Origin of the sequence: Leifsonia araucanica (genome assembly GCF_051161895.1) — a bacterium.
In the GTDB taxonomy this organism is placed as follows: domain Bacteria; phylum Actinomycetota; class Actinomycetes; order Actinomycetales; family Microbacteriaceae; genus Leifsonia.
Map to the genome: position 1 here is coordinate 782360 of NZ_JBMBTW010000002.1, position 14239 is coordinate 796598.

12 protein-coding genes and 1 tRNA gene are annotated in these 14239 nt (G+C 68.7%); 12 read left to right on the forward strand and 1 reads right to left on the reverse strand.

The features are described 5' to 3' along the window. The first annotated feature begins 4 nt into the window (after positions 1-4). The 11 genes from dnaG to ACN6M5_RS03750 all read left to right on the forward strand — a co-directional run bounded on the left by dnaG (position 5) and on the right by ACN6M5_RS03750 (position 12236). The gene (dnaG, locus tag ACN6M5_RS03700; protein ID WP_434948542.1) at positions 5-1912 is read left to right on the forward strand and encodes a DNA primase; all 1908 of its coding nucleotides are present in this window, start codon (positions 5-7) and stop codon (positions 1910-1912) included. 199 nt (positions 1913-2111) lie between these two features. Further along, the gene (locus ACN6M5_RS03705) at positions 2112-3746 is read left to right on the forward strand and encodes an ABC transporter substrate-binding protein (protein WP_434948543.1); all 1635 of its coding nucleotides are present in this window, start codon (positions 2112-2114) and stop codon (positions 3744-3746) included. Between the two features lie 88 nt (positions 3747-3834). Further along, positions 3835-4935: an ABC transporter permease gene (locus ACN6M5_RS03710; protein ID WP_085370856.1), complete on the forward strand. Its 1101-nt coding sequence runs from the start codon at positions 3835-3837 to the stop codon at positions 4933-4935. 1 nt (position 4936) lies between these two features. Beyond that, positions 4937-5986, forward strand: a complete 1050-nt coding sequence (locus ACN6M5_RS03715; protein ID WP_085370855.1) for an ABC transporter permease — start codon at positions 4937-4939, stop codon at positions 5984-5986. Then, the gene (locus ACN6M5_RS03720; protein WP_434948544.1) at positions 5983-7674 is read left to right on the forward strand and encodes a dipeptide ABC transporter ATP-binding protein; all 1692 of its coding nucleotides are present in this window, start codon (positions 5983-5985) and stop codon (positions 7672-7674) included. Before ACN6M5_RS03715 ends, ACN6M5_RS03720 begins: the two co-directional genes overlap by 4 nt. Positions 7675-7683: 9 nt before the next feature. Next, positions 7684-8538, forward strand: coding sequence for an ATP-binding cassette domain-containing protein (locus ACN6M5_RS03725; RefSeq protein WP_168689405.1), 855 nt, complete (start codon positions 7684-7686; stop codon positions 8536-8538). Then, positions 8535-9569, forward strand: coding sequence for a D-isomer specific 2-hydroxyacid dehydrogenase family protein (locus ACN6M5_RS03730; RefSeq protein ID WP_434948545.1), 1035 nt, complete (start codon positions 8535-8537; stop codon positions 9567-9569). Before ACN6M5_RS03725 ends, ACN6M5_RS03730 begins: the two co-directional genes overlap by 4 nt. A 96-nt stretch (positions 9570-9665) precedes the next feature. Then, positions 9666-9738 (forward strand) — tRNA-Asn (locus ACN6M5_RS03735). A 177-nt stretch (positions 9739-9915) separates the two neighbouring features. After that, the gene (locus ACN6M5_RS03740; protein ID WP_434948546.1) at positions 9916-11115 is read left to right on the forward strand and encodes a sensor histidine kinase; all 1200 of its coding nucleotides are present in this window, start codon (positions 9916-9918) and stop codon (positions 11113-11115) included. Further along, positions 11112-11774: a response regulator gene (locus ACN6M5_RS03745; RefSeq protein ID WP_434948547.1), complete on the forward strand. Its 663-nt coding sequence runs from the start codon at positions 11112-11114 to the stop codon at positions 11772-11774. Before ACN6M5_RS03740 ends, ACN6M5_RS03745 begins: the two co-directional genes overlap by 4 nt. Before the next feature lie 141 nt (positions 11775-11915). Beyond that, complete coding sequence (locus ACN6M5_RS03750; protein WP_434948548.1) at positions 11916-12236, forward strand: SHOCT domain-containing protein; 321 nt, start codon at positions 11916-11918, stop codon at positions 12234-12236. A gap of 92 nt (positions 12237-12328) precedes the next feature. Here ACN6M5_RS03750 and ACN6M5_RS03755 read toward each other — a convergent pair whose 3' ends face one another. Further along, positions 12329-12988 carry a hypothetical protein gene (locus ACN6M5_RS03755; RefSeq protein WP_434948549.1) on the reverse strand — a complete coding sequence of 220 codons (660 nt, stop codon included), beginning with the start codon at positions 12986-12988 and terminating at the stop codon, positions 12329-12331. A 328-nt stretch (positions 12989-13316) separates the two neighbouring features. Between ACN6M5_RS03755 and ACN6M5_RS03760 the strand changes: the two genes are divergently transcribed. Beyond that, a complete protein-coding gene (locus tag ACN6M5_RS03760; protein WP_434948550.1) occupies positions 13317-14228 on the forward strand; it encodes a sensor histidine kinase in 912 nt (303 codons plus the stop codon). The last annotated feature ends 11 nt before the right edge of the window (positions 14229-14239 follow it).

Below are 14239 nucleotides of genomic sequence, written 5' to 3' on the forward strand. Positions count from 1 at the left end.
TTGTATGGCCGGCCGAATTCGACAGAGTGACATCGAAGAGGTCAAAGCCCGCACCAACATCGCCGACATCGTCGGCGACTACGTGAGCCTCAAGTCCGCCGGCGTCGGATCGCTGAAGGGGCTGTGCCCGTTCCACGACGAGAAGAGTCCCAGCTTCACCGTCCGGTCTGCCGTCGGCCGGTACCACTGCTTCGGCTGCGGTGAGGGCGGCGACGTCTACGAGTTCCTGCAGAAGCTGGACCACGTCTCGTTCACCGAGGCCGTCGAGCGGCTGGCGGCACGCATCGGCTACCAGTTGCGCTACGAAGACGGCACGGGCGGACCGTCCGAGCACGGCAACCGGGCGCGCATCCTGGCCGCCAACGGAGCTGCTGAGGAGTTCTTCCGCAGCAAGCTCGGCTCTCCGGAGGCCGAGATCGGCCGCCGGTTCCTCGGCGAGCGCGGCTTCGACGCCATCGCCGCCGGCCGGTTCGGGGTCGGCTTCGCGCCCAAGAGCTGGGACGAACTCACCAAGCACCTGCGCAGCAAAGGCTTCACCACGGAGGAGCTCACCACCGCCGGTCTCGTCTCCCAGGGCGACCGCGGTGTCTACGACCGGTTCCGCGGGCGGCTGATCTGGCCCATCCGGGATGTCACCGGCCAGACCATCGGGTTCGGCGCGCGCCGTCTGCTCGACGACGACAAGGGCCCCAAATACCTCAACACCCCGGAGACGCCGGTCTACAAGAAGGCCCAGGTGCTCTACGGCCTCGACCTCGCCAAACGGGACGTGTCCAAGCTCGACCAGGTGGTCGTCGTCGAGGGCTACACCGACGTGATGGCCTGCCACCTCGCGGGCATCACCACCGCCGTCGCCACCTGCGGAACCGCGTTCGGCGTCGACCACATCAAGGTCATCCGGCGCATCATGGGCGACGACAACAGCCAGGGCTCCGTCATCTTCACCTTCGACCCGGATGCGGCCGGCCAGAAAGCGGCGACGCGTGCGTTCGGCGAAGAGCAGCGGTTCTCCGCCCAGACCTACGTCGCCGTCGGTCCGGAGGGCCTCGACCCCTGCGACCTGCGCCTCGCCAAGGGCGACGACGCCGTGCGCCGGATGATCGACGCCAAGAAGCCGATGTTCGAGTTCATGATCAGGCAGGTCGTCGAGAAGTACGACCTGGACACCGTCGAGGGCCGCACCTCCGCCATGCGCAGCGGGGCGCCCATCGTCGCCACCATCCGCGACCCAGCGTCGCAGAACGGCTACGCCCGCGAACTCGCCCGGCTCTCCGGCGCCGACCTGCAGGACACCCTCCGCGCCGTCCAGGCGGCCCGCAGGGGAGAGCAGAGGGCTGAGCAGCGCGGCCAGGCCGACCGCGGCCAGGCGGGCAACGGTCAGGGCGGCAGCGGCAACGCGAACGGCGCGGGCAACGGCCAGGCCGACGGAGCAGCATCCATACCGGTCGTGCAGCAGGCCGACCTCCGCGACCCCACCCAGCGCACGGAGCGCGAGTCCCTGATGGTCATGCTGCAGCTACCCGCCGAGGTCGGCCAGGAGCGAGCCGCCCGCGCCGTGCAGGTGCCGTTCGTGAATCCGACGCACGCCGTGATCCGAGATGCGATCGCCAGCCAGCTCACGACCATGACCGATCCTGGCTGGGTCGACAGGGTGATGGCGGAGGTCCCGCAGGGCTACGGTCCCACCGTGAACGCCCTTGCCGTCGCCGCCCTCCCGCAGGCGGCGGGCGACGTGTCGCGCTACGCCCGCTCGATCGTCGACGGCCTGATCGACCGCGACCTGCTCAGGGAGAAGGCGGAGCTGACCAACCGTCTCGCCCGCACCGACCAGCAGGAGGTCGAGCTGCGACGCTCCCTCCAGGTGGCGATGGCATCGATCGACGCCGAGCGCATGCGGTTGCGCGGAGAATAGGGCACAAAAGCTCGATTACTGTGCAGGGTGCGCGCATGAGCGCAGTTATGTTGCACTAACGTAAAGATCTCGCTACGAAGTGCAGCAGGATTCCTCGATCGCGCGCATTTCGTGTTAGGACATACCTACGCGATTCGGCACAGCTGCAGATCTCTGCGCGCCGAGTCGGTGACCCCACACCAGGAAGAGGTACTCGGATATGAGATCCGCACACATCAGCGGCAAGCGCCTGCTGGCCGTGTCCGCCGCACTCGCGGCGACGGCGTTGGTGCTCGCCGGCTGTTCAGGGAGCAACAACAACGGCTCCAGCGGCGGCGGTGGAGCACTGACCATCGGAACGACGGACAAGATCACCTCGATCGACCCGGCCGGTTCGTACGACAACGGTTCGTTCGCCGTGATGAACCAGGTTTACCCGTTCCTCCTGAACTCGCCGTACGGCAGCCCGGATGTGAAGCCCGACATCGCCGAGAGCGCCGACTTCACCTCGCCGAACGAGTACACGGTGAAGCTGAAGCCCGGACTCAAGTTCGCGAACGGCCACGACCTGACCTCCTCCGACGTCAAGTTCACCTTCGACCGTCAGAAGAAGATCAACGACCCGAACGGCCCGGCCTCGCTGCTGGCGAACCTGGACAGCGTCTCGACGCCGGACAAGACCACGGTCGTGTTCAAGCTCAAGATCGCCAACGACCAGACCTTCGCGCAGGTGCTGTCCAGCCCGGCCGGCCCGATCGTCGACGAGCAGGTCTTCTCCGCCGACAAGGTGACGCCGGACCAGACCATCGTCAAGGGCCACGCGTTCGCCGGTCAGTACGACATCACCAGCTACGACTTCAACAACCTGATCGCGTACAAGGCGAACCCGGACTACAAGGGTCTCCTCGGCAAGGCGGCCACCGACAAGGTGAACGTCAAGTACTACGCCGAGTCGTCCAACTTGAAGCTCGACATCCAGAAGGGCGCGATCGACGTCGCGTTCCGCAGCCTCACGGCGACGGACATCGACAGCCTCTCCGGCGACAAGAACGTCAAGGTCGTGAAGGGACCGGGTGGCGAGACCCGCTACATCGTGTTCAACTTCAACACCATGCCGTACGGTGCGACCACGCCGGAGGCCGACGCGAAGAAGTCGCTCGCCGTCCGTCAGGCGGCAGCCGACCTGGTCGACCGCGAGACCATCGCCAAGCAGGTGTACAAGGACACGTACACGCCGCTCTACTCCTACGTGCCCCAGGGCCTGACCGGCGCGACCACCGTGCTCAAGGACCTCTACGGCGACGGGAACGGCGGACCGAGCCTCGACAAGGCGAAGGCGGCCCTCCAGGCAGCAGGCGTCACCACGCCCGTCGCGCTGAACCTCCAGTACAGCCCCGACCACTACGGCCCGTCCTCCGGTGACGAGTACGCCCTGGTGAAGGAGCAGCTGGAAGCCGGCGGCCTGTTCAAGGTCAACCTGCAGTCCACCGAGTGGGTCCAGTACTCCAAGGACCGCACCGCCGACGTGTACCCGGCATACCAGCTCGGCTGGTTCCCGGACTACTCCGACGCGGACAACTACCTGTCGCCGTTCTTCATCAAGGAGAACTTCCTTGCGAACCACTACGACAACCCGGAGGTCCAGGCCCTCATCGAGAAGCAGCTCGGTGAGACCGACGCCGCCGCGCGCACCAAGCTGATCGAAGAGATCCAGGCGAAGGTCGGAGCCGACCTGTCCACTCTGCCGCTGCTGCAGGGCGCACAGGTCGCCGTGGTCGGAAAGACCGTGAAGGGCACCGACAAGACGCTCGACCCGTCGTTCAAGTTCCGCTACGCTGCCCTTTCCAAGGGCTGACAGCCGAGGCTAGCCGGCTAGCCGAACCGGGGGGCGGACCGCATCGTGCGGTCCGCCCCCGCTCTCGAATCACCCACGATTGGCTCCCATGACATTCACTGTCACCGGTGCGGCCGCGCCCGGAGCGCCCGCGCCAGAACAAGCGAAGACGAAGCAGCGACGATCGGGGGGCGGTCTCGGCCGTTACCTCGTGGTCCGTGCCGTCCTCATCATCCCGACGATCTTCATCCTCGTCACCCTCGTCTTCTTCCTGATGCGCTCGACCGGTGACCCCATCACCGCGGCGCTCGGCGGCAAGCTGCCTCCTGCGCAGCTGCAGCAGCGCATCCACGAGGCCGGATACGACCGGCCGCTCATCGTGCAGTACTTCGACTACCTCGGGCAGATCCTGAGGGGCGACTTCGGCACGAGCTTCACCGACCACCAGCCGGTCACCCAGATCCTGCTCACCTACGGGGCGGCGACGCTGGAGCTCGCGTTCTACGCGCTCATCGTCGCGTTCATCGTCGGAATCCCGCTCGGCATGGTCGCCGCGTACTTCCGCGACAAGGGCCAGGATGCGTCCCTCCGCGTCTTCGCGATCCTCTGCTACGCAACGCCGGTGTTCTTCGCCGGCATGCTGCTCAAGCTGGTGTTCTCGATCTGGCTGAACTGGCTTCCTGTCGCAGGCCGCGCATCCACCAGCTCTGAGCTGGAGATGCAACTGCTGCCCAACAAGACGGGCATCTACCTGATCGACGCGTTCCAGACCGGCGATCCCGCCGTGGTCAGCGACGTGCTCATGCACGCGATCCTGCCCGCGGTCGCCCTCGGCCTGCTCACCGCCGGCGTCTTCCTGCGCCTGGTGCGCACCAACGTGATCGGCACGCTCTCCACCGATTACGTGGATGCGGCGAGGTCGCGCGGAGTGAGCGAGTACCGGCTCGTGCGCAAGCACGCGTACCGGCCGGCCCTCATCCCGATCATCACGGTCATCGGCCTGCAGATCGCGCTGCTCCTCGGCGGAGCGGTGCTGACCGAGACGACCTTCGAGTGGAAGGGCCTCGGCTTCCAGCTGGCGCACTACCTGCAGGCGCGCGACTTCGTCGCCGTGCAGGGCATGGTCGCCCTGCTCGCTGTGGTGGTGGCGCTCACGAACTTCATCGTCGACGTGATCGCGGCGCTCATCGACCCGAGAGTGAGGTACTGAGATGGCCAAGCGCAGCATCATGGACAGGCTGCCCATCGTCCACCAGCTCCGGCAGAGCGTCGGCCTGCAGCGCGGGATGCTCGTGGCGGGCCTCGTCATCACCGGCATCTTCATCCTGGTCGCCATCTTCGCCCCGCTGATCGCGCCGTACGGTTTCGCGCAGCTGCGGGATGCGAACGGCCAGTTCGGTTCGCAGCAGCCGCCGAACGGCGCCCACATCTGGGGCACCACCGTCGGCGGGTACGACGTGTTCTCGCGCACCATCTGGGGCGCGCAGACCGCGATCTCGGTGATCATCGTCGCGGTGATCCTGTCGATCTTCATCGGCATCTTCCTCGGCCTGGTCTCCGGCTACCTCGGCGGCTGGCTGGACAGGGTGCTCGTGGTGGTCTGCGACGCGATCTACGCGTTCCCGTCTCTGCTGCTCGCCATCGTGATGGCCATCGTGATCTCGGGCGGCCAGTCGAACCTGTGGGGCGGCATCCTGGCGGCGGCGATCTCGATCACCGTCGTGTTCATCCCGCAGTACTTCCGGGTGATCCGTGCGGAGGCCGTGCGGATCAAGGCGGAGGCGTACGTCGAGTCCGCGAAGGTGGTCGGTGCGAGCAACACCCGCATCATGTTCCGCCACGTGCTTCGGAACTCCACCCGCACGCTGCCGCTGATCTTCACCCTGAACTCGTCGGAGGCGATCCTGACGCTCGCGGGCCTCGGCTTCCTCGGCTTCGGCATCGAGCCGACCGCCGCCGCCGAGTGGGGCTACGACCTCAACAAGGCGCTGTCCGACGTGACGAGCGGCATCTGGTGGACCTCGGTGTTCCCCGGCGTCGCCATCGTGCTGGTGGTGCTCGGCATCACGCTCGTCGGCGAGAGCCTGAACGACCTGGCCGACCCGCGCCTGCGCGGACGCAGGGCCGTCGCCAAGGCGTCCGGCCTGGTGGCCGAGACCTCCGTGGTCCCCGGGGGCACGCTCTCCGCCGGACCGGGCGGGGTCGACGGCCTCGAGGGCGGGGAATCATTCGACGAACACGGAATCGAGGTCAAGCCATGAGCGACGTCGTACAGATCGACAACCTGATGGTCTCGTTCTCCACCGACGCCGGCGCCGTCAAGGCGGTCGACGACGTGAGCCTGCGCGTCGCCCCCGGCGAGGTGCTGGCGATCGTCGGAGAGTCCGGCAGCGGCAAGACCGTCACGGCCAAGACCATCCTTGGGCTGCTCCCGGAGACCGCGACCGCTTCCGGCGCCGTCATCCTGCGCAGCAGGGACGGCCAGAGCGAGGCCGACGTGATCAGCCTCAGCAAGCGCCAGCTCCGCGAGGTGCGCGGCACGGATGTCGCGATGGTGTTCCAGGAGCCGTCCACCGCGCTCAACCCGGTGTATCCGGTGGGCTGGCAGATCGCGGAGGGCCTGCGCGCCCACAGCAACATCTCCAAGAAGGCCGCCCAGCAGCAGGCGATCGAGATTCTCGAACGCGTCGGCATCCCGGAGCCGGAGAAGCGGGTCAAGTACTACCCGCACCAATTCTCCGGCGGCCAGAAGCAGCGCATCGTGATCGCGATGGCCCTGGTGTTGAACCCGGGCCTGATCGTCGCGGACGAACCGACGACGGCGCTGGATGTGACGGTGCAAGCCGAGATCCTCGACCTGCTGCGCCGCTGCCGCGACGAGTTCGGCGCCGCCATCGTGCTCATCACGCACAACATGGGCGTCGTGGCCGACCTGGCGGACAGGGTGGCCGTGATGTACCAGGGCAAGCTGGTCGAGGAGGCGGACGCGCGCACGCTGTTCGCGTCCCCGCAGGCCGAATACACCAAGAAGCTGCTGGCGTCCGTTCCGAAGGTGGGACAGGGCCTGTCGTCCACGCAGGACAGGGCGGCGTCGCGCGGCGACGAGTGGGCGAAGGCCGTCCCGGTGGTCAAGGCGGACGGCCTGCGCATCCAGTACCCCGGCAGACTCGGGCGCCCAGGGTTCGTGGCGGTCGACGGCGTCGACTTCGAGATCCGCGCCGGCGAGGTGCTCGGCCTCGTGGGAGAGAGCGGGTCAGGCAAGACGACGATCGGGCGTGCCATCGGCGGCCTGAACAAGGTCACCGGCGGTTCCCTCTCCGTGCTCGGGATCGAGATGAACGGCGTGAAGGAGCGGCAGTTCAAGCCGGTCCGCAGCGACATCGGGTTCGTCTTCCAGGACCCGGCGTCGAGCTTCAACCCGCTGCTGACCATCGCGGACTGTGTCGCTGAGCCGCTCGTGGTGCACGGGCGAGCATCCAGCCCGTCGGATGCGCGGGGCAGGGTGGACGACCTGCTGGAGGCCGTGCAGCTGCCGAAGAGCTACGGCGACCGGTTCCCGCACGAGCTGAGCGGTGGCCAGCGCCAGCGCGCCAGCCTCGCGCGCGCCCTCGCGCTCGAACCGACCCTCCTGATCGCGGACGAGCCCACCTCGGCGCTCGACGTGTCCGTGCAGGCGCGCGTGCTGGAGCTGTTCGCCGAGCTGCAGAAGGAGTTCGGCTTCGCCGCCCTGTTCATCAGCCACGACCTCGCCGTGGTCGACCTGCTGGCCGACCGCATCGCGGTGCTGCACCGCGGCAAGCTGGTGGAGGAGGGCACGGGAGCGCAGGTGCTCGGCAACCCGCAGCAGGCGTACACGCAGCGGCTCCTCGCCTCCCTTCCGGTGCCGGACCCGGTCGAACAGGCCGACCGGCGGGAGGCGCTGCGCGTTTTGCGGGCGGAGAGCGCCTAGGGTCGTTGTGTGAGTTCCAACCCCGCCATCGTCGTCAGCGACCTGTCCGTCGAATACCCAGCGCGGGGCCCGAGCGCCTCCTGCGTCGCCCTCCGCGGAATCAACGTCCGCGTGGAGACGGGGGAGGTGCTCGGGGTGCTCGGCGAGACGGGCTCCGGCAAGTCGACGCTGGCGGCGATCCTGGCTGGACGCGGCCTGCCGCTGCGCGCCTCTGAGCCCGGTCCGAGGATCAGCGGGGGAGACGCCACCGTGCTCGGCAAGTCGCTCCGCAAGGCGAAGAAGCGCGACCTGGCCGAGGTCACCTTCCACGTCGGCTACCTGGCACAGGATGCGGCGAACACGCTCGAGCCGTCGCTCACCATCTCCGACAACGTCGCTCTGCCGATCTTCGAGCGCGACGAGCACTACAGCAGGAGGGCGGCCGGCGCCAGGGCGGCGACGATGCTCGACACCGTCCACCTGCCGCTCAGCGTGCTCAGCAAGTACCCGTACGAGCTGAGCGCCGGTCAGCGGCAGCGCGTCGCCCTGGCCCGCGCCCTGGTGCTCGGGCCGTCCGTGCTCGTCGCCGACGAGCCGACCGCCGGCATCGACGCGACCGTGCGGGATGCGGTGATCGACCTGCTGGCGCAGCTGCGCGACCACGAGGGGTTCTCCGCCGTGATCGTCAGCCACGACCTATCCGTGCTGCGCAGGGCGAGCGACAACACGATCGTGCTGCAGGGCGGCCGCGTCGTCGGCTACGGGCCGATCGAGGACGTGCTCGCCGACCCGCAGCATCCCTTCGTCGACGGGCTCGCGAAGGCACTCAAACCACCGCAGCGGCGCACCGAGCGTCGCACGAGACGTACGGAGAAGAACCGATGACAGGATCAGCGTCCGCCCAGTCAGGTCAGGCAGGCCAGGCAGCGCAGCAGCACCGAGCCGTCCTCGCCGTCGAGGCGGATCCGCTGCCCGCCGACCGGCGGCCGGAGCCCGGCCCCATCGCCGTCCTGCCGGAGCCGGAGCAGACGTTCGTCGACGCCGTGCACGCCGGGGGAGGCACGGTCGCAGAGCTCTCCGACGAGACGCGCGGCCTGGTCTGGCTCACCTACCGGGATGCGCACGGTCTCGCCGACGTGCTGGAGACGCATCCACAGATCGGCTGGGTGCAATTGCCGTACGCCGGGGTCGACGCGTTCGCCGACGTGCTCGCCGCCGAGGACAGGCCGGGCTTGCTCTGGACGAGCGCCAAGGGCGCGTACGCCCAGCCGGTCGCCGAGCACGCCCTCGCGCTCACTCTCGCCCTGCTCCGGGTGCTGCCGAAGCGCGTCGTCGCCCGCTCCTGGGCGACCGAGCAGGAGGGCAGGTCGCTCTACGGGCTGCGCGTGGTGATCGTCGGGGCCGGCGGAATCGCGCTGGAGCTCATCCGGCTGCTCGAACCGTTCGGCGCGGACATCACCATCGTCCGCCGGTCGCCGGAGCCCGTCGCCGGGGCGTCCAGCACGGTGACCGCCGACCGGCTCGGCGATGTGCTGCCGGACGCGGACGTCGTGGTGGTCGCCGCAGCACTCACCGGCGGCACCAGGCACCTGTTCGGCGCTCCGGAGTTCGCCGCGATGAAGGACACCGCGTATCTGGTGAACATCGCGCGCGGCGGGCTGGTCGACAGCGACGCACTCGTGACGGCCCTCGCCGACGGCACGATCGCCGGGGCGGGGATCGACGTCACGGACCCGGAGCCGCTCCCGGACGGCCACCCGCTCTGGGACGAGCCGAACTGCCTGATCACCCCGCACCAGGCGGACACGCCGGAGATGACGGCGCCGCTGCTGGCAGAGCGCATCCGGCTGAACGTGCGCGCCTTCCTCGACGACGGAGGGTTCGTCGGGGTGGTCGATCCCGCGGAAGGCTACTGACCGTCGACGCCGATCGGCCGCGACGCGCGCGGGCGTCACGCTCGATTTTTGTGGGGCGATGATTCCTTGCTAGAGTAGCTACGCTGATTCAAGCATTCCTCGATAGCTCAATTGGCAGAGCAGCCGGCTGTTAACCGGCAGGTTGATGGTTCGAGTCCATCTCGGGGAGCAGTATCCAGAGCAGTGAAACCCCCGGACTTCCACGGAAGTCCGGGGGTTTTCTCGTTTCCGCCCGCGTGTATGTCCGCGACGGCATACGCGTCGGCGGGTGTGTACTCCCGGGGGAGTACCCGTGAACCTCCCACCGGCGGTCGTGGCGCCCAGGCGCGCTCGTTAGCATGGACGGATGGCCTGGACCGCGGACGAGCAAGCGCGGCTCTCGCGCGCCGAACGCGGCTGGGCCAACCGGCCCCGGCCGCCGGCGGCCCGCTGGTTCCCGGTGATCCTGTCCGCGATCATCCAGGTGCCCGGCGTCATCATCGCCCTGCACGACGCGCGCCAGGATGCGCTCTCGCTGGTCTTCGTGCTCGTCGCCTTCGCTGCGTCGTTCGTGCTGCTCGCCGCCCGCGAGCATCCCGGTGTCGTGGTCGCCGTGATCGGGCTGCTCTGCGCGCCGGCCATCGCGGTCAGCGCCGGACCGCCGTTCGCGGCCGTCCCGCTCGCCCTTGCGGTGGTGAGCGCCGTCGTGCGCGGCGCGAGGGTGTGGGCGTGGGGGACGCTCGCTGGGCTGGCGGTACTCGGCCCGCTCGCGGCGTACCTGCTGAGCGCCCAGCCGACCGCGAGCATCCGGCCGTTGATCGTCGCACTCATCCTGCTGCTGCTCGTGGGCGTCGGGGAGGCCATCCGGAACAGGCGCGACCGCTACCGGGAACTGTCGCGGACCATTGCTGCCCGGCGGGAGAGCGCCGCGGAGGCCGAGCGTCTGCGCATCGCCAGGGAGCTGCACGACGTGCTCGCGCACTCGCTGTCGCAGATCAGCGTGCAGGCCGGGGTCGGCCTTCACCTGTTCGACTCCCGCCCGGAGAAGGCCAGGGAGAGCCTGGAGGCGATCAAGGCCACCAGCAGCCAGGCCCTCGAGGAGGTGCGCGGCGTGCTCGGCTTCCTGCGGTCGGAGGGCGACGGCGCCGCGCGCGCCCCCGAGCCGGATATCGACCGCATCCCGTCGCTGGTGGAGACCTACCAACGTGCTGGGCTCGACGTGCGCTACGACAATGTGCTCACCAGCGTTCCCGCTCCCGCCATCCAGCTCGCGATCTACCGGATCGTGCAGGAGTCGCTGACCAACGTCGGGCGTCACGCCCAGGCGAGCACCGTCCACGTCTCGCTGGGCCAGGACGACCGCGACTACATCGTCTCCGTCGCCGACGACGGCCGGGGACTGCCGGAGGGCATCGAGGAGCCGGGCGGCAAGGGCGTGCTCGGCATGCGCGAACGCGCAGAACTGCTCGGCGGCCGGTTCGAGGCGGTGCCCGGCGGTCCCGCCGGGGCGACCAGAGGCGTCACCGTGACCGCCCGCATCCCGATCCGCACGGCGGCGACCCCGTGATCCGGGTGCTCCTGGCCGACGACCAGCACCTCGTCCGCGCGGGCTTCCGGGCGCTGCTCGAAGCGGAGGACGGCATCGACGTCGTCGGCGAGGCGGCGACGGGCAGAGACGCCGTGGCCCTGGTGAAGCAGCAGCATCCGGATGTGGTGCTCATGGACATCCGGATGCCGGACGGCGACGGGCTGTGGGCGACGGAGGAGATCGTGCGCGACCCCGAGCTGCGTGGCACACACATCGTGATCGTGACCACCTTCGAGCTCGACGAGTACGTGGCGCAGGCCATCACGGCGGGCGCGAGCGGCTTCCTGGTGAAGGACACGGAGCCGGTCGACCTGATCCGGGCCGTGCGGGTCGCGGCGGCGGGGGATGCGCTGCTGTCGCCCGGCGTCACCCGGCGGCTGCTGGAGCGCGTCGCCGGCGGCCTGCGCCCCGCGCCACCGACCGCTGCGCTCGACGCGCTCACCGAACGCGAGCGCGAGGTGCTCGCCCTCGTCGGCCAGGGACTCAGCAACGGCGAGATCGGCGAGCGGCTCTTCCTCAGCCCGCTGACCGCGAAGACGCACGTGTCCCGCATCATGCAGAAACTCGATGCGCGCGACAGGGTGCACCTTGTGGTGCTGGCGTACGAGAGCGGTCTCGTGCAGCCGGGGTGGCAGTGAGCGTAGCCCGCTCGGCCACTGCTGCTCCCGCCGGAGTACGGCGATTCACTCCGCCGGGCGGATTCGCGGAGCAGCGGAGACGGCGAGGCTGATGGTGACGGTTCGCATCCGACGCGGGCCGCACTCACGATTGGAATCATCATGCTCAGCACCATCGCCGCGACCACCGTCGCCGCCCACTGGGTCGGCCCGTGGGCGGGAGGGTTCGGCTTCCTGTTCCTGCTCATCCCGCTGTTCTGGATCGCCTTCTTCGTGCTCCTCTTCGTCTTCCTCGGGCGCCGCTGGCGTCGAGCAGCCGCAGCGGGTTACGGCCCTGGCTACGGCCGCGGCTGGGGTCACGAGGGCGGCACACGCTCCGCGGAGGCCACCCTCGCCGAGCGCTTCGCCCAGGGCGACATCGACGAGGTGGAGTACCGCGCCAGGCTCGAAGTCCTGCGCGCCAACCGCCCGTCCGGGCAGTAGCGGCAGGCGGCGGCATGTGCGGTGCCCCTCAGCCTCGTCGCGATAGCTCGCCGACGGAGGCCGAGGGGCACCTGCATGTCTCTGACAGGTGGTTAGTACGTCGACAAGCTTCCGTTCGCGACGCGGATACCGAACTGACCGCTCGCGCTGATCTGGCTCCAGGTGTACACGCTGTAGTTCAGATATGCCCATGCGGGTCCTGCGCCGTTCTGAGTCGCGCGTTCGATCTTCCCGCTGACAGTGCACGAGCCTCCAAGGATCTGGCATCCAGCTCCCCGGAAGTCCCTGACCTGTGAGGGCGCGGCCGCCTTGTAGTCGACGACGAACCAGGCGGAACTGACCAGATCGCTGATGTCGACCCTGCAATTCACGCGCCACGCGCCGCTCGTGCCGCACTTCGTGACGGCTGATCGGGACTTCGAGGATTCGTCCGCAGACGCGGCGACCTCGGCTTCCGTCCAACTCCGCGAGCCGTCAGGATAGACGCTTACGGTTCGGTGGGTCGTCGGGCTGTCCTCCGTGAACGTGCGTATGGGAGCGACGTCACGCATCGAGTCCAAGAGCTGCTGCGACCTGAGTTTGTTCTCGAGGACATCCTGTGTCGCCCGGTCGATTCCAGCGTCGGTCATGTTTGTCCGAAACTGCGCCAAGTCGGCGGCAGTCCATCCGTCACTGGCCTGTGCCGCGACACCGCTCCCGCCGAGAAGTGCGATGGTCGTGGCGCAAAGCAGGGCTTTCGAAATGGTTCTCATTGACTTCCTCCAAACGGCCGCTCCATCGCGGTCGTGAAGGTGAGCATACAGTATCAGCCATGCTTACATTTTAGAACGGTCAGACCTCTTCGCCCTCCTGCGTGCCGGGAGGTACCAGATCAAGGCCCACGCTGCGACAGTGGCTATCGCGACGACGATCACTGCGAGGAAGATGGTGGTGTTTCCAATCATGTATGCCACGCTAGCCAATGGTGAGGTGTTAGCGCGACCCTCGCTCGTAGCCTCGCCTGAGACGACAGCACGGGGGCGGCCGGACGGATATGATCGTCCGGGCCGGAGACCCCCGTCACGGCCGGAAGGATAGGCCATGAACGCTCTGTCAGCGACAGAGGCCAGGAGCCTCGTGCTCGTGCTCGCCATCGCCGGAGCCGTGCTGCTCGTCGCCGCCGTCGTTTTCCTCGTGCTGTGGCTGCTCGCCCGCGGTTCCCGCGCCAGGCTCAGCAACCAGCGTGAGGAGAGCGAGTGGGACAGGATCGACCGCGAACTGGAGCTGGCCGAGCAGGCCGGCCGGTTCCGCATCGTGCGTGAACTCGGCGATGTGGCCATCCAGTCGGTGTCGAGGCTCGCATCGCAGGCCGAGGGCATCCGGTACGCGGCCGCCACCGACCGGGAGGCGGCCGACCGCTCCGTCGCCGCTCTGGAGACGTCCGCCCGGGATGCGCTCGGCGACCTGCGGCGCATCCAGACCGTCGTGCGCGACGGGGAGAGCGCCGCGATGCCGCAGCCGAGCCTGCACTCCGCCCGCGACCTGTTCCGGGTGATGCGGGATGCGGGACTCGACGTGACGTTCACCGAGAACGGCGACAGGTTCGAGCTGCGTCAGGGCGCCGAGCTCGCCGTATTCCGCATCCTGCAGTCCAGCCTCGAGAACGCGCTCAAGCACGGCGGGCCCGGCACCGCCGTCGCCATCGCCTTCACCTGGACGGGCGACGGCCTGCAGGTCAGCGTCGACGACGACGGCATCCGCTCCGCCGCCCGCAGGATGGGGCTCGACGGCGCGGCCGTCGACCAGGCGACGCAGTACACGATCGAGGAGGACCTGCGCGCCCTCACCGAGACGTACGACGGCGCCGGCCTCACCGGGATGCGGGAACGCGCGGCGCTGTTCGGGGGAGTGCTGAACGCATCCACCGTTCCTGGCGTCGGGTTCTCGCTGTCTGTGGTGTTCCCCGCGCTCAAGTTCCACAACGGGGTGCACGGGGTCGATCTGGGCAAGTAGCCCGCGTCAGG